The following is a 21476-nucleotide window of genomic DNA, read 5'->3' as shown; positions in this document are numbered from 1 at the left end:
CCAAGGTTGAGGGGCGCAAGACCCGGGACGCCCACCACCGAGCAACCCAAGTTCAGCGAAACGGAATGACCTGGCGGAACGCCGGGCTCTGGATCTGGATCGGGGTCAGGCTTTACCGGAGGGCGGATGACCCAAGGCAACGGCCTCGCAGAGCCCCAAGGCAGGCGACCATGACGCCTGGCTGCGCCGAGGTGCTTCCAGCTATCGGACCAGCTATCGCTTGCCGTTCTGGGTGCTCCCTGCCACGGCAGCCCCTGCTTCGCGTGGACAGGCAAGCCTCGCATCCACGCGATACGAGCCGTGATACCGGCAACGTCGAGCCTGCCTCGCCAACCAGCCAGCAGGAATCGCGACGCCTGCGGCAACCCACCCCACGGCAACCCAACGCTCTCGCCAACGAGAGCCGCGTTCCGCCACCGAAACCCCGCTTCGCCAGCCATGTGGGGGGCGACGCCCCACGCAACTGACGTGGAACCATCCACCCGCTTAGTGCCCTCCCATGGCACTAAGCGCGAACAACGCAGCGAACTCGACGTGCCCCATCCCACCCTAGTGGAACACCTCGCCCGACCAGCCTCCCGCCAGGCGATAGAGACGGCGAGCGACAGGCCCCGCACTACGGGGTCAACAGGATTCTCATCCCAGTCGACACCGAGATTCAGTGGCGTGAACCCACCCGCACCACCGAATCGCGGGCCAAGGTTGAGCCGAACGAATGCACCGCCCCCTGACATCACGGCTCCATCTTTGCCGGCACTACCCAGTCTTGGATGGCCGAGTTGACCCCCGCAGCCAAGTCCGTACCAATCACGCGGTACTTCCGCGTTCGGTCGATGCCCTGAAGGCGCCACACACCGTCTTGACCGCTCAGCACTGAAGCGACGTACTGGACGTCTACAGCGTCGCGCATCACATAGACCTGGATGTACACACGACGCGGTACATTCATGATCTTCGCGCGGCCGTCGTTATCCCCGTCAGGCGCAGTCCCTCCGAGGAAGCCATCCCCGCCTCGCGGGCCCCAACTGCGATAGAAGGTGCCGACGATCATCGCCAGGGTGCATCCAAACGGAAGAGCACCTGTCCATTGCGATCGGCAACGTCTGGCTCTACTACGTTGTAATTGACTGCCAGCCATTGACCCAGGCCGATACCGTCAATGTAAGGCACCACACTCCCCTCCGCGTGCGGTCGCGCGTGTAGCGGCACCAAGACACCAGGCAAGTGACCGCGCAAGGTGAACGGCGCTTCCCGTACAGCAGCGCGCATGTAGTTGTACCCCCCATGCGCACGGTCTGGACCCACCGGGTACGATCCGGACCCGTATGAGCGGTTGTTCGAAGTGGCGCCAGCAGGAGGATCGATTCCAGTGGTGGTAACGCGACCAGGCGCATTCTGCCCACCGCTATAGCTGCGCATTACGAAGCCACCGGGCACATACGACTGATCGCGCCTGGCTACGCCGTCAACCGCGGCTCCTAGTGGCGACGCAAAGAACAGCGAGCATGCGTCGGTGTTCCACGCACCGGAAAAAGACGTCATATCATTGGAACCAAACATCACGAATGGAAAGACGTCACCCGAGACGACAGTATCAATGTCGCCGTAGTAGTACGCTCCGAGTCCGTTGTTGAAATTGCTCCACGCTGTGAAAAGGTAGAAGCCAATCTCCGTCGCAATTGCCATCCAACTGCGAGCGGCCGCAGTTGCCGTTGGCGCCTTCGCAATGAAAGAGCCACGCGCCTGTAGCGCCGCGCTGGGCGTCTGATCCGCACCGGTGTCGATGTCGGACATCGAACTGTATCCCAGCGCCTGTGCCACACACCCCGTGTTCAACGTTGCAGCCGAGGCGTCATCGCGAACTCGCAAATAGGTGCCAGATCCTGATGTGGCGCTGTTGCGGAATACCTGGACGGATGAACTAGCGTAGGGCCGAGTCCAACCCGCACCAGGCTTTGACGACGCACCGTCCCCGTAACCCGTCACCAGGATCGCGTTGAGCAATGCAAGCAGAGATCCCGCTTGCCCATTAAGAATAGGCGCGCCAGGATCTGTGCTGCGGTAGACGATCGGTACCAACGTCACTGGGCACCTCCAGCGACGTTGCCCACGACCATAAGCCGGGTGGAGTCGGTTGCGCCTGCCGGCGTACCAGGTAGCGTGGTCCGCGCCATCCACACCGGTGCCAAGCCGCCCACGGTATTGAATCGCACGACATTGTTCACCGACCAACCACCACCCCAGCCAGCAGCCCGCATGCTGAAGTACGCCTTGTTGGTGCGAGGGTTGATGGGCGCAAGGTCCGTTGTGGTACTCCCAGTGGCGATCACGCCCACCGTCTCCCCCATGACTTCAAAGTTCGTCGAACTGGTGAACCGAACGGCCCATCGCTCCGTTATGGCGTCGCTGTTGGTCACATCGAGAGGGAAGTCCGTGTCGTTGTAGGTGCCAGGTGCCGGGCTGCCAATCGGAATGTTGCTCCAGGCTCCGGTCCACGCGGCTTGATCGAACAGGCTCTCGACACGCGCCTGCAGGTCCAGTGATCCATTCGCCTCTCCAAGCCGCAACGCCGTACTGATGAGGGATTCGCCAGCTGGGTAGTCGTGGGTCAGGCCGGTGTTGATTTCAATTTCTCCTGTGATCTGCGGCTGGACCACCAAACGACGGTCCTCGACACGCTCGCTCACTACGATTGGGAGCGTGTATGCGGAAAGGTTGAGCGGATCGCTGAAGGTCAAGCTCCCTGCATCAAGGTCAGCGGTGTACCAGGCGCTATCCACGGGCTTCCCAGCCGCGTCCCTGACTTCCAGCCCTGCGATACGCGTCCGGCCAAAGCTCAGCACCTGATTCGCCTGGGGCGCCGCAACGCTGTGCTTTGCCGTGTGGTGAATCAGGACCGTCTGCCCGGGCTTGAACGCTGGAACACGACCGTCGCTGGGAAGGCGAACAGATGAGAGGCCGATCACCACCTCAGACAGGGGAATGGACCGATAGACCACGGCTCCCATGTAGATCGAGCCAGGCAGGACCAGAGCCGGCCGCCAGACCCGGTCCCCTTCCACCAGTGCGGGATCGAACCAGGGCATTCCCTCATTGCCAGCGACGGGCACCAGCTCGCCGAACTGCACCTTGACGACACCGCTCTCCCAATCGACCGTCCCCCGCATCTGGGAGGTGGCGATATCACCGTTGATATCAGCCGTCGCGGTCAGCAGCTCACCGTCGAGGCGGCTGGCCCTCAACGTGAACATGCCCGGTCGCAGAGGGGAGCCCGGGGCGCGGAAGAAGATGAACGCAACGCCCGGGTCAGCGATTCGGGTCAGCAGGGAGAGGATCTGGACCTGATTGCTTCCGCCTGGCACCCACTGCGACAGATTCACCACTCCCGACGTGTAATCGATCGTGCCTGCGTAAACACCCGCGCCAGTGGCAGGGTCGATGCTGTGATACAGGCCGCCGCTGCGGTCCACGTATGTCCGCCCACGGAAGCTGAAGCGCACGCTACCAGGAACGACGCTATCACTGATGGTGGGCGTCAGCTGCAGCTGCATCGCGGGCAGCGGCAAGCTCTCCTGCGCTTGCTGCGAGGAGTCGCCCGACAGCAGCCAGGCGACTGAGATGATGGTGCCAGCAGAAAACTCAGCGAGCACATCCAAGCGGCCGTACCCCACCACCTTCAGCCGCCCGGACTGAAGCTCGTACTGCGGGTAGGACACCTGGCGGACCATGAACTTTCCAGCCTGCAGGCTTACCGCCCCGGTCGCATAGTTCACCGAGCCCAACACCGTGTCGGCACTGGCATCGCCCACCGAGACGGCCCGCAGGTTTCCATTGCCATCGTCCTTGGCGATCGCACGCATTGGCTGCGGCGCTGACGAGATGTCGTCGCGATCACGGCGCACGCTGATCACCCAATCAAGGAGCACCGACCCCGGTCGCACAGGCCCCTGCGGCAGCACAAAGGAGACGATCCCGGAACCGTCCGGCACCGGTTGTGGCGCCGCATTGAGCTGCTGGCCCCAGTCATATGTGACCGCAACCTGGCTATCGGCATCCGGCAGGGTGGCCGGGCGCAACGTCACTTCACCGGTGGCATACGCGATCGAGCCGCGCAGCTGCCCCCCAACAAGGAGACCGCCGACGCCGTTATCGGTCACCTCCACATCAGCCCCGCCGACGCGAAGCTTCATGTGGACACTACCCGGGATCGCGGTCCCCTCGCCCAAGGTGAAGTGCAGCGCGGGCGGCAAAATGGCCGTATCGCCCGTTCGAGGCTCTGCAACAACCGCCGTGCCCCAAGCGCTAATAATGCTGCTCTTCAGGTCCGGCAAAGCGCCCGCCGTCAGGACGACCGACCCGGTCATGTAGTTGATCGTGCCACCGCCCTGACCAGGCTTGCCGACCAGCTGCCCCTTCCCGTTGTCGCTCAACCTCACCCAGCGCCCCAGAGCTCGATAGTCGACGGTAACCGTCCCCGGTGCCGGAAGAGGAGTCAGCTGCAGCAACCAGACCATTCCCTGGTTGTTTTGGGTCACCGTGATCTCATCGGTGTATCCCTGAACGGAGATAGAGCCGGCAGGGGTCGCGGAGATGCTCAGGCTGGTCAATCCAGCGCCCGTCGCGTGCGAGATCGATATCACGCCGGATTGATAGTCGACGCTGCCACCCCAGGGAGTCACGGCCGCAGATACCAGGCCACCGCTGCCGTCATCTACCAGCTCGACGCTCCCAGCCATGACCTTGACGCTGCCAACGGCCATTCCGGTGCCCAGGTAGCGGTTGACTGGCACGCCCGCGTTGAAGCTCGCTGAGAATGTTTGGCTCAAGCTCCCGACCGGGCCGGACTGCACGTGACTGATGGTGCCCATACCAGCCAAAACGTCGCTCACCGGCGTCTCGGCCGTGGAAGTGGGGACAATCGGAACGTACGGCGTGTCCACCACCACAGAGAGGTCGCCAGGCTTGGCAGCCGAAGAGAGGCGCTTGACGCTGTGATAGCTCGTCGCGTCAACCACATTTGTCTCATACACGCGGGTGGCCGGCTTTGTTGCGCTGTAGCGCACGACCTCCTGTCCGAAGAAGTTCCGCAGCAGCGGGTTGATCAACTCGATCACGAGAACATCGCGCTCGAACGCGCCCTGATCGTCCGTGAAGGTGCGAGTGGTCCTGGAGAGGACAGTTTTCACGCGAACGTACTGCTCCGCCTCATCATGCCCGGAACCGGCGAGTGTCAACAGGCTAAAGTTGTCATTGATGTCTGGGCTGGGCGCATCTGAGGTTGTATAGACCAGCATTGTCATCTGGCCGCTGAAATGGTTGCCCATCAGGATGAACCTGGACTCGGTGCCGCGCGTGATGTAGCTCTCGACGCGGTTCTTGGCGTCCAGCCGAACATCGCTGTACGACCCGGTCGCGAACATACTCACGGTCACGCGAGGGTCACTCGGCGGGTCGATCAACACCCCGATCGCATCCTTCAACACGTCCGGTGCAGCCGTATCCAGGTGTACGAACAGCTTGCGCAGAGTCGTTCGCCCCGTTGTGCGTTCTTCATCGCCGATATCGGGGAAAAGATTGTTCATGGCGCCGTCGATGATCTCGGCTTGCACCATACGGCCACCACCGTCGGGGTTGTCGGTGAGTCGCTGCGACTGGCGCAGCTTGATATCGATAGCGGAGATCGTCATGTGTTACACCGTCATAAGGCGAAGAGTGATAGAGAAGAGATCGGCATCCAATGCCGGTACTGCGAAGCGAGTCGGCTCAACTTCGATCGCCGGGCCATCGGTTCGGCGCCAGCGCACCTGAAACTGTCGGTCCCCGCCGTTGTGCGCGGGCATGATGAGATTGATGGGCGCCAGGCGCGCTTCACTCTCGCTCTCCTGCAGGGCCCGGACAGTGGGCAGAGACACCACCCCGACGTAGGCGGTACCGTCGCGGGACGTTTTCAGCGTAATGGGGCGGCCGGCCTGTCGCGCTGACTCCTGAACGATCAGGGCGCCGGTCAGGCTCGTACGCGCTTGCTGGCCGACACGCCAGGCCGTGAACTCATCGGACCATTGGAGATCGGCAGGAAGGTCGATACTGCCCAGAATGATCCGTGTCATCAGAGCCTCCCTCGAACAGACACGGATCGACTCTGTTGAACCCTACGCAAAACCAGCGGCGCAACCATATTGGCGATGCGTTCGGCCTGCTGCTGCTCAGCCGCAGTCGCGCCAGCAACGATTTCCTTGCTGGGCGCCTTCCAATCAATGACCAGCACCTGCTCCTTCGTCTCGCCCGCTTTGATGCGGGAAGCGTCGGCCTTTGCCTGCGCATCGGCCTCAGCGACAGCAGCCTTACGGCGCTCTTCGGCTGCCTCCTTCGCGGCCCTTTCCTTTTCCAACCTCTTCGCCTCGATTTGGTTTTCAAGCTGAACCACGCTATCAAGCTCGCTCGTGCCCACCAGGTCGAAGCGTTCGGCCAACTCCCTGCGCTTGCCCGCGAGCTCGTCCATGCCTTCGAGCAGCTGCTTCTGCTCCTCGGTGTACTTTGCAAGCTCCTGCCGCTGCGCATACAGCGAGTTCCAGATGTTGGCAAATTGCTGAAGGCTGTTCGGGCCACTCATCTGGCTAAGCATGTCCCTCGTCTTCTGAGAGATCTCACCCATGCTCAGGGAGAAGCCCTTAGCTGCAGTTGATGCGCTCGCCAAGTTACCGCCGGCTGCAGAAGCCCCCTCAGCCACCCGCTCGACCCCGGTCGCGGCCTCATCCGATGCACGCTTAACGTCGCGCATGGCGTCGGTGGCCCTCTGAGCACCCTGCTCAACACGCCCCATCGCAGTTGCACCCTTTGCCCCAAGCTGCTCCATCGAATCGCCGGTGTCGTAGATAGCTCCCTGAACGTCCAACTGGGACTGCACCTGGCTGCGTCGCCATGCATCGCTGTCAGCAACAGCAGCCTTTGCCGTGTCGGCATACGCCCTGAACGCACGGCGGACATCCTCGACAGATGCTTTGCCGCTCTCCGCGCCCTTACGGATGGTCTCGAAGGCTTCCCAAGCAGAGTCACGGGCCGCATCTAGAGACTGCTGCGACTGGATACCAAGCCGCTTGAACTCATCGGCAAGTGGATTGAGGCCGGCCTGGATCTCGCGAATCCGCGCGCTCAAAGCGGCCGCAGACCTCGCTGCCGAGTCAAACCCTACGCGCCCTTGCTCACCCGCAGCCTGTAGCAGGCTGCCCAAGGTGCGTGCCTCGTCCAGCGTTGCCACATTTCCCAAGGCAGCTTTGAACGCGGCCTCAATCTGCGTGCCGGTCGCAATGGCGTTCTCTGTGACGGCACCGAACGCAGCGATGGCATCCCGACCTGCCTGGGTGAAGCTGACCCCCAGCTGGCCCGAGGCCACGCTCAGCTTGGTCATCGCGCCAAGCAGCGTGGTCTGCAGCACCGCAGCAGCGTTCACTGCCCCCTGTGGCAGCGAGCTGAATGCCGCCTGCGCCGCACCCTGGAACCGAGCGAGTTCTTCACCCGACAGCTGCTGCAGCGTCGCGAGAAGGCCATCACGTACGTTCTGCTGGGCCGCAGCACCTTGGGTGGCGATGAAGCCCAGCGCTTCGCCTACCGAGGCAAGGCTGGCCGTATCGGCAAAATTGAGCCCGGAGAACATCTTACGGATGGACTCAGCCGCCAGCTTGGCGTTGCCATCAATCCCTTCAAGCTGCGCCACAACCTGCTGAGCAGCACCACCAATGCCGTTGGATAGAGCATCAGCGGCGGTCTTCACACCTGCTTGCAGGGATGCGAAGCCCGTGGAGACGTCCAGCAACCTCTGTGTGACCTGGCCCAGCTGCTGCAGCTGCTCTGCCGTCGCAACACCGGCCTTCTGCTGCATCAGCAGGAACCCCTCCTGCGCGGTAAGGTACTGCTCCAGACCGGACAGCCGCTTCTCGTAGGCTTGCCGCTCGGCCTCGCCCAGCTTCGCAACCTCTTCGGCCGACTTGATGACCACGTCACGGTATGCGACGAAGGACACCGCCTGCTGACGCAGCTGCAGCGCGGAGTCGCGCACCTGGCTGATGTAGGCCCGCTGCGCTTCACCGGCACGCTTCAGCGCCGGGTCGTGCTGCTTCCAGATATCCTGAGCCACGGTTTTGAGGACATCCAGACCTCCCATGGCCGCTTCCAGCCCCAGCACAGCGACGGTAATGGGCACGATCTTTGGCAGACCACGCAAGAGCGCGCCGAACCGACCGATGCCACGGCTTCCGCTGGCAACCGCTGCGTTGTTGGCGATCTGTGCGTTCGTAGTCGCGATCAGGGAGGCACGCCAGGCGTTCAGCTGGATCAGCGCGCCGACGATCTTGAATTGAGCGTACGCGGCGGCCATCAGGCCGATCACGCGCGCATGGTCCACAACCCACTGGGTCGTGCCCTTCACCGCCTCGGCCATGGTGATGATGGCCTGGGCGGTCTGCTTGGCCCAGCGCGACAGGCTGCCATCAGCCGCAAGGCGATCCAGCGTGGTGAGAAGCGTGTCCAGCTGGTCCTTGAAGTAGGTCAGCACACCCTGGTCGGCAACTTCCTGCTTCCAGTCCTTGAACCGATCAGTGGCCGCCTTCCACAGGCCTGCGATGGTACCCACCTTCGCTGCTGCTGCCGCTCCGCCGTACGACTCTGCAAGCAGGTCCAGGATAATGGACTGCGCCTGCGCGACCTGGCCCGTGGCCTCCAAGCTCTTGATAAGCGCCTTTTGGCTGTCGTCCAGCGTGAAGCCTTGCTTGCTCAGGCTTTCCATAGCCTTAGACGGCGTCTGCAGCGCCTTGCCCACAACCTCGGCCGACTGCTCCAGCGACATGCCCAACCGCTGGGCCTGGTCGATGGTGATCTGCATCGCCGCCGGGAACTGCTCGCCCACGATATTGGTGTAGGACAGCAGGCGCACCTGCGCGGCGCTGATCTGCCCATCGTCAAACAGCCCACTCTGCAGCTGCTGGCGCATGGCGGCCAGGCTCTGCGCGGTGAACTCACTGGTGCGTCCCGTGGCGTGCAATGCCGCTTCCAGCTGCGCCAGCTCCTGCTCGGCGTCGCTGCCTTCCTTCACGATCGCCTTGATGCCATCGACCACTCGGTTCAGACCGACAAACGCGATCGCGCCAGCGGCTACCGCCTTGAGCCTGCCAAACCAGCTGACAGTGCTCTCGGTGGCCGACGCCAAGTCACCGCTGCCGGCGGCGGCGTCAGCGGCGCGCTCGCGGTACTCAGCCAAGGCCTTCGCCGCCGCCTTGCTGGTGGTGGCCTGCTTGCGGAAGGCACCCTCGCCTTCCTCGATCTGCTGCTTACGCCTCCGCCCGGCTTCGGCTTCGGCTGCGGCAGCCATGGCCTGCTCAGTGAGTGCTGCCGCACTACGGGTGGCCTCGATCCGCAGACGCTGCTGGTGTTCGGCCAGGTTGGCGGTATTGACCCCCAGCGAGGACAGCTCGCTATCAGCCTTGGCGACCGCATCCCACTGCTCATGGAGCGCCTTCTGCAGGCGTTCGCCCTCCTTCCGCAATTCGCGCTGGGTAGCAAGTACCTCGCGCGAGGGCTTCTCCATCTCGCCGATGCCAAGACTGAGGGCCAGCGCGGCTTTCTGGTTATCGCCAAACTGCCGCTCCAACTCGGCAAGGTCGGTCAGCATGCCGTCGAAGGCATCCGCCTTCGCTGCTGCTGCGTTCAGCCCCGTCAGGGAATCGAGCAGCTTCGAGGCCTTACCGGCCGTCTCGACCGACACATCGCCGAGGTCGCCGAACGCCGCGCGCAGCTCTTCCACACCCTCGCGGCCCTGCGTCTCGATGACAACTCGAATTGCTTCTTCCAGCCGATCAGCCATTGGTGCTTCCGTTGACGCGCCACTGACGGCGCAGCTCAGTCAGATAGGTGGTGTGGAAACGGTCGATCAAGCGACGACGCGCCGCCAGGGCGCGGCTGTTGCCATCTGCACCGGAGAGCATCTCGAACGGGCTGGGGCCACGCAGGATGCGGACAGGGCCCCGCCCATAGCGCTTTTGCTGGGCACGATCCCAGCTACGCACCCGGATGGCCTTGCGACCCTTGATCGTTGCGATGAAGGCGCCGTCATACGTCTTCGATTCGCCCAGGCCGATGCTGGCCGTAGCGCCCTTGGATCTCCGACCAGCCCAACGACCATCGAACTCGATCAACGAGAACTGCCGCGTGCTCGCCCAGATGGAGAGGAAATCATCCTTGCCGCGCTTGCCCGTGCTGTAGCCACGCTCGCCAGTCTCCACGCGGTACTTGCCTCGCAGAGCAGACGCCCGGATGTTGTAGGACGCGCGGACCTCCTGCGCCGTGGCCGGCCCGGCCCGGCGCTGCAGCCCAACAAAGGCACGCTGCACTGACAGGTCGTACCGGTTCAGCACGTCGCCAGCCACGTCGGTGAGGCCGTGGAAGCCCTTTGCCCGCCGACCGCTGACGTAGTACTTGAGCAGGTTGTTGTTGCGATTGGACGCCACTGAACCTTCCTGATTCATGCTTGGAGGGCGCCGTTCGGGCGCCCTCCCTTTGCCGAAGTCAACGGCTCGTTCAGCCCGCCGACTGCGCTGCGATCTTGAACGTGTAGAGATCGGCCTCGCCGGCCTGGAAGATCACCGGGCCGGTCAGGGTCACCTGGATCGGCTCATCGCTGAACCAGTCCACGTCGCCATCTACGGTCAGGTCGACGTTCGGGATGGTCAGCAGGCCCTCGTCGCCGCTGATGCGGTCCTGCATGTCGCCCAGGATCTGGAAGGACTTGCTCGGCGTGGTGCCGCCGCTGATGGCGGTTTCCAGATATGCGTCGTACTTGTAGTTCGCCACGACGGTATCGCCCGCCTGCAGCTGGCCGCCGGACTTCGGAATCAGCAGGCCATGAGCCGAGTCGATGGTGTAATCCGTGCCCTTGACCAAGTCGACCGCACCCTTCTTGAACGTCGGCTCCGGGTCGGCCAGAAGGAAGTTGTGCGGCAGCTTCACCGGCGTGTCCACGCTAGCCACAGTCACGGAAACGTCCGTCGCGGTGCCGGCGGCGACCTGAGTGGCCACCAGCGTGCCGTACAGCATGCGCGCCAGGATGGCTGTCGGCACTTCCAGCGCGGTGATCGAGACGCTGGTGACGCCGGGGTTGGAATCCTTGTGGATGATCTGCTGATAGCGCGCGTCGCGGCGCTTGCTCTTGATCTCCACCGAGTCGCCAGCTTCGTAGCTGAACGTCAGCGACGACTGTTCCAGCGGCTGGTTGCCGAACTTGTCAGCCGGCTCCGGGATGACGGGAATGCGGGCGCCGTTCGCGCCGTGCTCCCAGAAACGCAGATCGCCTGCGAACTTGCGGACTTTGGGCTGTGCCATGGTGGTGCTTCTCCTACAGGTTGGGGACGGGCTCAAAGGTCTCGGTCAGACCAGCCCGCGCGGTGATCTGAGCGACTACGGCGGTATGCCCGGCATCGTCCTCCAGGGTCGCCAGCTGGGTTTCCAGCAACTCGAAACTGGTCACCCCCAGCGGCAGCGACTTCTCTTTGAACGTCAGGGCGCGGATCAGGTCGTGGCGCGCGCGGTGAACGAGCAGCCTGGGATTCGCCTCGTCGCTGCCACGCGGAACTTCGAACTCGATGGTGATGGCCGCGTCGGAGGTGGACTGGGCCACACCGCCACCACTGCGCGAAAGCTGGCGAACCGAGATGATCGTTGCTGGCTCGGTGCTGTCCTCGCCGATCTCGGTTTCATCGATGATTACGGCGCCCGCACCGATGTCGGTGCGGAAGCCACTGCTGCGCGAGATCAGGCGGACGCGGGCAGCCAAGAACTCCACCAGCTGCCACGACAGCGGCTCTGCCAGGTCAGCCACGTGTCACCAGCCAGCGGCTCTGCGAGCCGTCATCGCTGATCTTCTTACTGTTGACGAAGACCTCAGTACCGAACGCGCTCGAAACCAACTCGAAGCGATCGCCCTGGTCAGGCGCTACGTCCGAACGCAGGTACGCGATCTCCACACGGCCTGACCTGAACTGGCGCAGTTCACCGATGGTCTCAACGTCGCGCTCCACATAGGCGCGCACGCCCTCGGTGGTCGGACCATCCTTGGCCGTGTACCGACCTCGCGACGCCATGCCCGCCAGCGCAAAGGCGGCGTGCAAGGTGCCATCCAGATCGCGGAGGAAGTCGACCTCGCTCACCGCGCACCTCCCGAACACAGCATCGCGTAAGCCTGCAGCGCCCTCACCTGGGCGTCGCACTGGGCGGCGGCGCCAATAGCTCGGCCCGCACTTTCAATTCGGTCGTCGGCTCGACCATCAGGCTGGCTGCCGGCAGCGGCGGCCGCGGACAGCTCTGCGGTGGCGAGGGACGCTTGCCAACGCTGGTGCAGGCGCTGGTTGCCAGCGCGAAGATCAGCGACGAGGAGATCAGACGCCTTCTGTGCATCGTTCTTTTCCTTTTCGTACTTGGACGCCAGGTTGTTCGCTGCTGCGGCGCTGCCACGCTCTACCTTCAGGGTTTCGTAGGCGGCATCGGCCTCAGCTCGGGCAGCGTCACGCTCACCCTGCATGGCGTCACGGCTCGCCACAGCCTTGTCGGCCGCACGGTGAGCGATGGACACCGAACCACGCTGCCAGACAATGACACCCAGCAGCAGAAGGACGGCGATGATGAGGGCGCGGATCATGCCGACACCACCGGACTTTCGGGAGGGATGATCGCGCCCACGCTTCGCATCGCCGCTTCCAGGGACATGATGCGCAGACGCAGCCTGTGCGCTTCCTCCTGAGCAGCCATGCGCAGCTTGATCTCTTCCATGAGCTTCTCTGTGGTTGCGGTGAGGCTGCTCTCCAGCGAGTCCACACGCCGGACAAGCCCGTTCAGGAGTTCAACGTTGGCGTCCGTCTCGGTGCGCTCCTTCCTGCGCGAGAGCAGAACCGTCCAAGTCTCACGCAGGAGCCAGAGGGCCACTACACTGCCAGCCGCCCACCAGGGTGCATGCGCATTGACCTCGCCCCCGACCATCAGCTCAGGGCCTCAGCAACGCCGGCGGCGATCACATCCGCGCGCCAGTACATGCCGCCGTTCTCGTGTTTGGCGATCGCGGTAGCGAGCCGTTCCAACGTCACGGCGTTGTCCAGCCTGATGACCTCGCTCGGGCTTACCCCGACCGCCTTGGCAACTTCCTGCACATAAGCCGAAGTGTTGTTCTCCACCGGCGGCGCCCAGCGGCTGATGATCTCCTTCACCGTACGCAAGCCGTGCTTGCGCTGGTAAGTGATCAGCGTCTTTGCCAGGGCGCGGAAGCCGGCCTGCGGGGTCAGGAACACACAGAACCGGCCCTCGCGGGCGATGGCAGCGGCGGAACGATCCTCGCCCTGCCACGGCGTGCTGGTGCGATCGATGTTGCCAGGATTGTTGTTGCGTACGCCGCGCGGCGTGCTGGTGGCGCTCATGCGATCCCCCGTTGTCGCTGTGGAAGAACCGGCACCGCTCACGCCACACGGGCATCTGTGAGCGGTGCCGGCCAAGACTTACGCCGACTTCACCGAACCCGAGCCCGGGATCAGCTTTGCAAGCACGGTTGCACTGCCATTGCCAGCAGCAGCGATAGCCACGGCGCAGCCCTCCAGGTCGCCAGCATCGGCGCCGGTGACGATCAGTCGTCCGCCTTGGGCATCCCAGGTCAGGCCAGCACCCGCAGCAATGTTGGCGCTGATGAGCTTCGGCAGTTCGAACACACCCTCGATCTGGGCACTGCCCTTGCCGCCGGCCGGAATGTCCACCAATGCGACGGCCAACAGTTGGCCGACGATGGACGCCTGACCACTGACCAGGTCGGAGGCCGCGACGATGTCGATCACCGCACCCGGAAATTTGTAGTTCTTCGCCATGATGATGGTCCTCAGTTGGCGTCTTGCATGAATGAAGTAGGAGCTAACGGCTGCGGCGGGGAAGCCGCAGCCGGGTAGCCGGTTACTCGCCCGGGTTACGGGAAGCGCCGCGCCAGCCCACCGCGCCCACGCCGTACTTGTGGACGACCTTCCAGCTGAGACCATCCGTGCGGTAGTTGGTCTCCTGCTCCAGTACCGGCGTCTGCACGCCATTGAGGAACGCGACTTCGATCACCGGCTCCACATTCGGATCGGCGAAGCCGTACCAGGCCTTACCCGTGCCCAGGCGCGGGGACGTGATGATGTCGCTGAAGGTGCCACGGGAGGTGTTGTTGACCTGGAACCGGCCAGTCACGTCCGGGTTGTACTCACTGTTGTTCACCAGGGTCGCGCGGCCATGCATCGCGACCGTTCCCAGGAAGCGCGACAGCGAGATATCCAAATAGTCATTGCCACCCGGATCCTTCTGCAGCGCCATCAGCTGACGCATCGCGTCGAAGGAATCCACGGACACGGTGGCGCCGGTGGCGATGTTGCCGTGGTCCGCATGGAACAGGGTTTTTCCATCCTTCATGGTCGGGCCCATGCCATCGTTCTGCGCCAGCACGGCGTAGACGTCCTTTTCGATCGTGCGGCCGGCGGCCTGGCCCAGCGCCGTGGTGATACGCACGAACGCGCCCAGGTCGTCGTTCACCAGCACTTCCGGGGTGATCTGCAGGATGCGCCCCTTGCGAGCGCCCTTGATCGTCTCGGCCTCGCCGTCGCCCAACACGCCGTTCTCATACTCGCCCGCTTCATTGACCGGCTTCAGGTCGGAGAACGAGGAAAGGTGGTAGCGGCTATGCGGACGGTAGTCGGACAGCGTGCCGGTCGCGCAGAATCGGGTCCAGGTGAACTGCTGCAGGTTGTAGGCCCCGACCAGAACCCGGTGCAGCACGTTCTCCAGCAGAACCGGGAAGTCGCTGGTGGTCTGCACAGCGAGGACGCCGCGCGCAATCTGCTCACGATCCATGCCACGGGTATGGACACCGGCCTGGATCAACGAGCGCTCGGCGAGCGCCAACAGCGTGGTGTGCGTGAAGGGGTTGCCGTTGCGCGCGGTTTCGGCTTCTGCACCGGTCAACACACCGGCACGGGCCAGAAGCGCGTTGACCTGGGCGCGACGCTGATTATCCTCCTCCGGCACCACGTCCGTGATGCTGAAGCCGCCGGCCAGCGGCTGCCCGCTCGCCGCCAGCTTCGCCAGCAGCTTGCCGCGCGCCACGTCTTCGGTGATCGCAGCATCAGCCAGACACTCGGCCTCCAGCGCCTGGACGCCGCTGACCTCACGGAATCCGGCGAAGACGGTACGAATGGCCGCGTTGCGGGCCGAGATTGCCGCCATCACCTGCTCGACCGTTGCAGCCGGCGCCGAGGACGCAGGCGCGACAGCAGCGGCTGCGACCGGCGGAGCCGGAGTGGCGGGTGCGGGCGATGCCGGGGCGGCGGGGTTCGGTGCAGCCGGAGCGGTGCCCGCCTGCGCCATGATCAGTTGGCACTGCTGTTTCATGCTGGTTTCCTCAAGGTGGGCCACAACGGCCCGCTGGTGAACCTCGCGGAGCGAGGCAAAGGCTGAAGCGGTGGTGGTTGCCTGGATGTGCTTGCGCAGCAGGGCATGCACGGCGCCCTCGGTCCCGGAGATCGCGCTCACATAAGACAGCAGCGCTGCGGCCGCGACGGAGTCCGCAGGCTCGGGGTGCACGTCGGGAATGACTTCGCTGACCAGGCCCAGCGCCAGCGCTTCGGACGCGGTCAGCCAGTGGTCCTTGCGATCGGTCAGCATCGTCTCGATGTCGGCTGGGTTCTTGGCCCGACCCGAGTACGTCACCAACATCTGGCGCCCATACACGTCGATCTGATCGGCCCGCTCGCGCAGGTCGCCGGCAAAGCCCCAGCCACCGCCCTGGGGGCCATGCAACATCAGCATGGTGTTCTCGTGCATGCGACGGCTGCTTCCGGCCATGAGAATCAGGCTGGCGATGCTGGCAGCAACGCCATCCACGGTCATGTTGATCGTGGCCGGATGCTGCTTCAGCGCGTTGTAGATCGCCAAGCCATCGGTGACCACACCGCCGTCGGAGTTGATCCGCACGTTGATCACGCTCGCGGTGGTGCCGGCCAGCTGCTCGACCACGCTGGCAGCAGTGACGCCCTCACCCCAGAAGTAGTCACCGATTGGACCGTAGATCAGCAGCTCGGCCTCGCCGCCGCTGGTAGTGCTCAGTGCGAGGACCGATTTTCCCTTGGCCTCTGGCTGCAGCGCCTCTATGTCGCTTGCGTCGAATGCAAAGGTCGCGGCCAACACAGCGCCAAGCGCCGCTGCCGTACCGTTGCGGGTGAGGTGGTTCATTGCACATCCTCAGAAGGGGTTGAAATGGAACTGGCATCGGCGCTGGCCTGGGCCACGCCTGCGTCACTCACCTGGCCCGGGTCGCTGTCCAGGGTGATTCCCAGATCACGGGCCCAATTACGTTCGTTGCGGATCTCTTCCAGCGTGTCGTACATGCGCCCGCCGCGTTCGCTGATGACCGAGGTGAGCGAGCGGATGCCGGCGCGGATCATCATGCGAAGGCCCGTCGCCTCATGGACCGGGTTGATCCACGGCATCACCGGCGGCATGTACATCGCATCGGTCACCGTGGTCATCGAAACGCCGCGCGGAACGACCAGCTCGCCGGATGCAATCGCTGCCTGGATGAAGCGCTCGTAGATCGGCCGGACAATCTGCGAGATCACCTCATAGGCCAAAACGCCGTATGCGCCGTACTGCTCAACCAGCTCCTGCCGCTGGGCGGAATAAGTGCCGTTGTAGTTCTTCGACAGCGATGAGAACGACACCCGCATACCACCGGCCACCGCTCGCAGCTGCCCGTTGCGGTAGGTCTCTAGGTTGGGGTTGGGGCGATTGGTATCGACGGTACCAACGCTCTCGCCCTTTACCAGGTCATCGAACACCATGCCTGGCTGGAACCGCATGCTGCGTCGCTCGGGAACTGTCTCGTTCTCGCCATAGCTCTGCGGATCACCCTTGATGATGAACGCCGCCATGCTTGCCGCGATCTTGGCGGCCACACGCTCGGATTCCTCGTAGTCCTTAAGGTCATCCAGGCGAGTGAGGACAGACGCCAGAAGGCTGACGCCGCGCACCTGCCCGATCCGATCAACCATCTTTGCGTGGTGAACGAAGTCCGCGCTCACGCGCTTCACTTCCGGCATGACCGCGTTCGGGTCGCCAGGATGCTGTTTGTACAGGTGATAGGCGATGGGGCGGTTCCATGCGTTCCGCTCCACGCCCTGCATGATGTTCCGACCCGGATCGTTCAGATCCATCGGCAGAAGGTCGGGCTCGATCATCTCGATGCTGTAAGGCACAACAGTGCCATGGTCGAGGTACGGCACCGGCCCGATCAGATCCTGGTACAAGCACTCGCCGTCTCGGAACAGGGTCCGGGTCATCAGCCGCTGTGCCGCACCGAAGTCATGGCACCAGGTGACTTCCGGGCGTTTCCAGAAGTCCCGCAGCAGTGGGGTGATCTGATCGACCAGGGACTCCACGATGTTCCCGTTCTCGTCGCGCGGCTGCGGCTCGATGCCGATCCCATCCCGGCCGATCACGTTCTGGACCATCTGATTGAAGCCGTTCACCACAATGTCGTGGTTCCGGTCCAGGTGCCTCGCCTGCGTGCGGATTCGCGTCGCGCCACTGGCGACCGCCGTGTTACCGGAGCCAAACTCACGCGCAGCCTCCCGCAGGCGGCTGGGCGTGGCCCCGTCGTAAGCGCTGCTGTAGGCAGCGATTCGCGCGCGCGCCATGGCACGCTTTGCGCCCCAGCCGGGGGCCACAGCGGCGATGGCACGGTCAAGGCGGTTCACTCGCTACCCCGGAAATCGGCAAGAGCCACGGACATGCGGCTACCGCCTCGCGCCTGCGCGTTCACTTTGGCTTCCCACTCGCGCCGGCCTGCGCGAATCTCCGCCAGGTCGGCACGATTCAGCTGCCGCTCCCCCATGCGGAAGGACTGACCCTGCAGTACCGCAGCCTCAGCGGCCAGGTACGTCTGCAGCATGATTTGAGCGGGTGTCGGCATGGAGATAGTTTGGAGACGAGGTCGTCTCAACCGTTACCAGCCGTGTGAGACGATCAAGAATCCGCCCCCGCAAAATCAGTCACTTACAAGGTGGCCGTCTCAATCTTTGTCAGAAGGTGAGACGGACCTTGAATTCTCAGCTCGCTTTCGATGGTTTAGGTAATCCGCCAGGGAACAAGCGATAGAGAGCGGCTCTCGATATCCCATGCCTGCGGCAGACCAATCGCCAGCTCTGTCCCTCAGTTAGTTCGGCGCGGATCACCTCCACGCGTGCACACGGCTTGTCCTGCACAGCCGCCTTGGGAATGTGCAGACGCTCACCGCCATACTCGGTTTGCAGAACGGTCAGTACCGCCGTCGCATAGGGCATCGCGTGCTCCTCGTTCAAGCCGGTTTGCTCGACGATGCCTCGAATCACCAGGCGACGCAGCTGCTCGGCAGCATCGATGTCGCGCGAGTTGCTCATAGGCGGCTACTCCAACCGCTCGATCCAAAGTCATCGCGTGACGTTTCACGGGAATCGCGCGCGACCCGCACCGGGGGCGGCGGGGGCCTTTTCACGACCTGGGTCAGCGGCGGCGCAGGCAATGCAACGTCCGCCGCCGGCAATGCAGCGGCCGGCGGGAGGCTGAATAGATCGTTCTCCGGTTGCACTTGCTCCTCCAACTGATCCCACCACTTCGCCTTCTTGGGCCCCCACAGGTCGAGCCGTTCCTCCAGCCATATTTCGTAGGTCAGGCAGTCCTTGACCTCGATTCGCTTGCGCGTCGCGGTCCACCTGGACTCCGACCCACCCTTCATCCTCCGCGTAGCGCGGATCTCGCCCGCCAGCTGTTTGAACCATTCGGGCGAGAGCTGATCTGACAGATGCACGTAGCCCGGGCCCGGGACAGCAACGTCCAGCCGCGACTGGAACCGATCCTTCGCGAGGTTCGTGCCCACGTGCCAGAGCACCGGGCCGTGCTTCTCGATACGCCCATTGAAGCGGTAGCCGACGCGGCTGTTGCCGTTCTCGATGGACCGCTCCTGGCCGCTCGCGCCCTTCACTGCGTGCACGCGCAACGCCTTCAACTTGTGTGCGAACGCGTACACAGCGTCGGCATGGTGACCGCCCGAGTCGATCGCGGTCGCATAGATCCGTTGCGCCCTGCCGCTAGCGTGTGTGTATTCCTGCTCCCGCAGGAACGCCTCAGCTTCAGTCCAGACCTCCATCTGTGCAGGATTGCCGAAGAACACGCGGTGGTCGATGGTCCACATCTGCCCCCCTCGCCCGACGCCCCATACGCCAGCCTCTAGCCGATTGTCCTGGGTATCCATACCGCACAGGAGCAGCAAGCAGTCGCGGGGCATCGTCTTGAGCGGGAATGGCTCGGCCCTGTTCGCCAGCTCATCAGCGTCCGTGCGTTCGACCTCTCCCTCCCAGGCCTCACCCAGAGTCGTGTTGGTCCACGCCTTCAGCTTGCTGTCGTCGCCTTCCTGGTGCTTGATGTACGCCTCCAGGAACTCCCGGACAATCTGCTGCCACGCAACTGCCGGGCTGTAGGCGGTCCAGATGTGAAGCGCCACATGGCGCGGAGCCTGGACCACATGGCCCTCCGGCGTGGTGAAGCGGCCATCGGCGCGGAGCCAGAGGTCGCCGCGCGAGTTCACCCATTCGCCCTGCTCAGCGGCCAGCAGATAATCGCCCTGCGTCATCGGGTAGGTACAGTGCGGGCAGAGGTGGTAGACGTGGACAACGCCGCCAGTTGCGTCTCGCTCGAATTTGAAGCCGTGCGATTCGTCCTTGCCACCCCACGTCAAGGCATGAAAGGCATCGCACTGTGGGCAACGCACCTGGTAGGTGAATCGCTCATCCGCCTGCGAGTAGCGCGTATCCACCAGGCTGAAGCCCTTGAGCTTCGGAGTGCTGCCAGCAACAAGCTTGGGAAATGTCGCGCCTTCCAGGCGCTTGGCAGCCAGCGAGTCCGGTGCACCTTCCTTTTCGATGTCGTTGTCGAAGGCGTCCAGCTCGTCCAGCAGGGCAACGTCCACGGAGATTCGACGGTAGTTCTTCGCGGCCTTGCCGCCGCGCACGCGCAGAAGCGAACCGATGAACTTCTTCTGCTGCAGGGTGTTGTCCTTGTGCCGGGCCAGGTAGGCCGGGAACACCGCCCGCATGCACTCCACGTCACGCAGCATGGGCTCCAGCTCCGACTTGACGAAGTCGTCTGAGTCGTCGTCAGTCGGCTGCCAGATGCATTGGTTCCGGCGTCGGTGCTCTGCGTTGTAGCCAAGGAAGGCCAGGAGGATCTTGGTGTAGCCCACGCGCGCCGACTTCTTTACCGAGACCTCGGCCACGTCGTCGTTGCTGATCACCGCCATCAGGCCGCGCTGGAACGGCCAGGGTGTCCACTTCTGCTCAACGTAGCTTGACTCAGCAGACAGGTAGAAATGCTCCCGAGCCCACGCCTCCAGCGTGATGGGCTCCTGCACCGCCCACGACGCTAGTCCGCGCTGCAGATGCCGTTCTACGGCCTGCAGCTGGCTGGCTTCGATTCCTCGCAGCAAGGTCACTGGTCATCATCCTCAGTAGTGACGGGCATCGCCGCGCTGGCGTCCGCATCTGCATCGTCGTCGGCATCCACGTCAGCCAGACGCATGGATGCGGCGAGATTCCGGGCCTTGGCGACAATCTGCGTGACCACATCGAGGTCGGAAGCTGCGAGCTGCGGCAAACGACGGCGCAGCGTCCCTGGGATGGTTTCAAGAATGCGACCCGCCCGTGCGCCGACCTTCGACAGCACCTGTTCCATGAGGTGCGCTGGCGCCAGCTCGCCCCGGGTTACAGCGTTCTGCATTGCCAAGCGGTCAGCCTGCTCTCGCGCCAGCCTGGCGCGTTCGGCGGTCAGGTCTTTCCCAGCCTCACCGCCACGGCCGGCAGCGACTTCGCGGAGATGGTCGCAATAGGCGAGCAGCCATTCATCGCCAGCCGCACCGTCAGCCAGCACGCCGCGACGCACCAGGTCGCTGACTGCCTGCTGGGAAATACCCACCAGATCGCCGAATGCACCCTGCTTCATCGGACTGCTCAGATCAGAAACCACTACAACCCCCTTGGAAATGCGTCATGACTAGCGAAAAACTGCGCGACCGAATACCCGTGGAATCTGAGGCCGGGGAGGACCCATCGGCCTGCCCTCTCCCCCCTGCCCCTCCCGCCCGACCAACCGCACGATGATTCGCGTGGAACATGCCAGCCGTCCGAACCGTCCAAACCATCAAGGCAAGGTCTGGACACCCCGAACCCGCGCCGTTACTAAGCTGTCCACACTGTCCATACCGTCCACACCTATTTTTTTGAATTGAGTAATTGAGAACTGGGGCGGTGTGTTGGTACATGTACGCGCGCGAGAAATGGTGTGGACGGTCAGGACAGCGCTGTCGCAGTAGGCGGCAGGTCTGGTCAGTGGTTCGGACGGGTGTG

At 63.7% G+C, this 21476-nt stretch carries 19 protein-coding genes; all 19 read right to left on the bottom strand.

All coding sequences use genetic code 11. The annotated features are described in order from the left end of the window. Nucleotides 1-733 precede the first annotated feature (733 nt). Nucleotides 734-1051: a hypothetical protein gene (locus AC5JLE_RS03350; protein WP_041863279.1), complete on the bottom strand. Its 318-nt coding sequence runs from the start codon at nucleotides 1049-1051 to the stop codon at nucleotides 734-736. Beyond that, complete coding sequence (locus AC5JLE_RS03345; protein ID WP_496065033.1) at nucleotides 1048-1794, bottom strand: hypothetical protein; 747 nt, start codon at nucleotides 1792-1794, stop codon at nucleotides 1048-1050. Before AC5JLE_RS03345 ends, AC5JLE_RS03350 begins: the two co-directional genes overlap by 4 nt. Nucleotides 1795-2081: 287 nt before the next feature. Next, nucleotides 2082-5687, bottom strand: coding sequence for a hypothetical protein (locus tag AC5JLE_RS03340; RefSeq protein ID WP_496065032.1), 3606 nt, complete (start codon nucleotides 5685-5687; stop codon nucleotides 2082-2084). 3 nt (nucleotides 5688-5690) lie between these two features. Then, nucleotides 5691-6107 carry a hypothetical protein gene (locus tag AC5JLE_RS03335; RefSeq protein ID WP_049420893.1) on the bottom strand — a complete coding sequence of 139 codons (417 nt, stop codon included), beginning with the start codon at nucleotides 6105-6107 and terminating at the stop codon, nucleotides 5691-5693. Continuing rightward, nucleotides 6107-9853 (bottom strand): tape measure protein, encoded by a 3747-nt coding sequence (locus AC5JLE_RS03330; RefSeq protein ID WP_496065031.1) that lies wholly within the window; start codon nucleotides 9851-9853, stop codon nucleotides 6107-6109. The genes AC5JLE_RS03335 and AC5JLE_RS03330 overlap by 1 nt, the downstream gene beginning before the upstream one ends. Beyond that, nucleotides 9846-10496, bottom strand: a complete 651-nt coding sequence (locus tag AC5JLE_RS03325) for a hypothetical protein (protein WP_202813073.1) — start codon at nucleotides 10494-10496, stop codon at nucleotides 9846-9848. The genes AC5JLE_RS03330 and AC5JLE_RS03325 overlap by 8 nt, the downstream gene beginning before the upstream one ends. A gap of 70 nt (nucleotides 10497-10566) precedes the next feature. Continuing rightward, the gene (locus AC5JLE_RS03320) at nucleotides 10567-11367 is read right to left on the bottom strand and encodes a phage tail tube protein (protein WP_496065030.1); all 801 of its coding nucleotides are present in this window, start codon (nucleotides 11365-11367) and stop codon (nucleotides 10567-10569) included. 13 nt (nucleotides 11368-11380) lie between these two features. Then, complete coding sequence (locus tag AC5JLE_RS03315; RefSeq protein ID WP_049420667.1) at nucleotides 11381-11863, bottom strand: hypothetical protein; 483 nt, start codon at nucleotides 11861-11863, stop codon at nucleotides 11381-11383. Continuing rightward, nucleotides 11856-12191 (bottom strand): hypothetical protein, encoded by a 336-nt coding sequence (locus tag AC5JLE_RS03310; RefSeq protein WP_049420665.1) that lies wholly within the window; start codon nucleotides 12189-12191, stop codon nucleotides 11856-11858. Before AC5JLE_RS03310 ends, AC5JLE_RS03315 begins: the two co-directional genes overlap by 8 nt. Next, nucleotides 12188-12679 carry a lysis system spanin subunit gene (locus AC5JLE_RS03305; RefSeq protein ID WP_053463454.1) on the bottom strand — a complete coding sequence of 164 codons (492 nt, stop codon included), beginning with the start codon at nucleotides 12677-12679 and terminating at the stop codon, nucleotides 12188-12190. The genes AC5JLE_RS03310 and AC5JLE_RS03305 overlap by 4 nt, the downstream gene beginning before the upstream one ends. Then, nucleotides 12676-12810: a hypothetical protein gene (locus AC5JLE_RS03300; protein WP_258008217.1), complete on the bottom strand. Its 135-nt coding sequence runs from the start codon at nucleotides 12808-12810 to the stop codon at nucleotides 12676-12678. The genes AC5JLE_RS03305 and AC5JLE_RS03300 overlap by 4 nt, the downstream gene beginning before the upstream one ends. 206 nt (nucleotides 12811-13016) lie before the next feature. Further along, a complete protein-coding gene (locus tag AC5JLE_RS03295) occupies nucleotides 13017-13448 on the bottom strand; it encodes a structural protein P5 (RefSeq protein ID WP_049420644.1) in 432 nt (143 codons plus the stop codon). Between the two features lie 78 nt (nucleotides 13449-13526). Next, nucleotides 13527-13886 carry a DUF2190 family protein gene (locus tag AC5JLE_RS03290; protein WP_057493644.1) on the bottom strand — a complete coding sequence of 120 codons (360 nt, stop codon included), beginning with the start codon at nucleotides 13884-13886 and terminating at the stop codon, nucleotides 13527-13529. Nucleotides 13887-13968: 82 nt separating this feature from the next. Beyond that, nucleotides 13969-16275, bottom strand: coding sequence for a ClpP-like prohead protease/major capsid protein fusion protein (locus AC5JLE_RS03285; protein ID WP_496065029.1), 2307 nt, complete (start codon nucleotides 16273-16275; stop codon nucleotides 13969-13971). Continuing rightward, nucleotides 16272-17798: a phage portal protein gene (locus AC5JLE_RS03280; RefSeq protein ID WP_496065028.1), complete on the bottom strand. Its 1527-nt coding sequence runs from the start codon at nucleotides 17796-17798 to the stop codon at nucleotides 16272-16274. The genes AC5JLE_RS03285 and AC5JLE_RS03280 overlap by 4 nt, the downstream gene beginning before the upstream one ends. Then, nucleotides 17795-17992, bottom strand: a complete 198-nt coding sequence (locus AC5JLE_RS03275) for a DUF6148 family protein (protein WP_496065027.1) — start codon at nucleotides 17990-17992, stop codon at nucleotides 17795-17797. The genes AC5JLE_RS03280 and AC5JLE_RS03275 overlap by 4 nt, the downstream gene beginning before the upstream one ends. Before the next feature lie 157 nt (nucleotides 17993-18149). Next, nucleotides 18150-18479, bottom strand: a complete 330-nt coding sequence (locus AC5JLE_RS03270; protein ID WP_440570716.1) for a hypothetical protein — start codon at nucleotides 18477-18479, stop codon at nucleotides 18150-18152. Then, nucleotides 18476-20566, bottom strand: a complete 2091-nt coding sequence (locus AC5JLE_RS03265) for a phage terminase large subunit family protein (RefSeq protein ID WP_496065026.1) — start codon at nucleotides 20564-20566, stop codon at nucleotides 18476-18478. Before AC5JLE_RS03265 ends, AC5JLE_RS03270 begins: the two co-directional genes overlap by 4 nt. Then, nucleotides 20563-21072, bottom strand: a complete 510-nt coding sequence (locus AC5JLE_RS03260) for a terminase small subunit (RefSeq protein WP_053091838.1) — start codon at nucleotides 21070-21072, stop codon at nucleotides 20563-20565. The genes AC5JLE_RS03265 and AC5JLE_RS03260 overlap by 4 nt, the downstream gene beginning before the upstream one ends. Nucleotides 21073-21476 lie beyond the last annotated feature (404 nt).

Source organism: Stenotrophomonas sp. (assembly GCF_059505245.1).
Note: the sequence above shows the minus strand (reverse complement) of the source record. Positions and strands in the feature narration are given on the sequence as shown.

Excerpts from the sequence above, each read along its gene's own strand:
- AC5JLE_RS03350 (WP_041863279.1), bottom strand. The coding sequence starts at position 1,051 with ATGATCGTCGGCACCTTCTATCGCAGTTGGGGCCCGCGAGGCGGGGAT.
- AC5JLE_RS03345 (WP_496065033.1), bottom strand. The coding sequence starts at position 1,794 with ATGTCCGACATCGACACCGGTGCGGATCAGACGCCCAGCGCGGCGCTA.
- AC5JLE_RS03340 (WP_496065032.1), bottom strand. The coding sequence starts at position 5,687 with ATGACGATCTCCGCTATCGATATCAAGCTGCGCCAGTCGCAGCGACTC.
- AC5JLE_RS03335 (WP_049420893.1), bottom strand. The coding sequence starts at position 6,107 with ATGACACGGATCATTCTGGGCAGTATCGACCTTCCTGCCGATCTCCAA.
- AC5JLE_RS03330 (WP_496065031.1), bottom strand. The coding sequence starts at position 9,853 with ATGGCTGATCGGCTGGAAGAAGCAATTCGAGTTGTCATCGAGACGCAG.
- AC5JLE_RS03320 (WP_496065030.1), bottom strand. The coding sequence starts at position 11,367 with ATGGCACAGCCCAAAGTCCGCAAGTTCGCAGGCGATCTGCGTTTCTGG.
- AC5JLE_RS03305 (WP_053463454.1), bottom strand. The coding sequence starts at position 12,679 with ATGATCCGCGCCCTCATCATCGCCGTCCTTCTGCTGCTGGGTGTCATT.
- AC5JLE_RS03300 (WP_258008217.1), bottom strand. The coding sequence starts at position 12,810 with ATGGAAGAGATCAAGCTGCGCATGGCTGCTCAGGAGGAAGCGCACAGG.
- AC5JLE_RS03295 (WP_049420644.1), bottom strand. The coding sequence starts at position 13,448 with ATGAGCGCCACCAGCACGCCGCGCGGCGTACGCAACAACAATCCTGGC.
- AC5JLE_RS03290 (WP_057493644.1), bottom strand. The coding sequence starts at position 13,886 with ATGGCGAAGAACTACAAATTTCCGGGTGCGGTGATCGACATCGTCGCG.
- AC5JLE_RS03285 (WP_496065029.1), bottom strand. The coding sequence starts at position 16,275 with ATGAACCACCTCACCCGCAACGGTACGGCAGCGGCGCTTGGCGCTGTG.
- AC5JLE_RS03275 (WP_496065027.1), bottom strand. The coding sequence starts at position 17,992 with ATGCTGCAGACGTACCTGGCCGCTGAGGCTGCGGTACTGCAGGGTCAG.
- AC5JLE_RS03270 (WP_440570716.1), bottom strand. The coding sequence starts at position 18,479 with ATGAGCAACTCGCGCGACATCGATGCTGCCGAGCAGCTGCGTCGCCTG.
- AC5JLE_RS03260 (WP_053091838.1), bottom strand. The coding sequence starts at position 21,072 with ATGAAGCAGGGTGCATTCGGCGATCTGGTGGGTATTTCCCAGCAGGCA.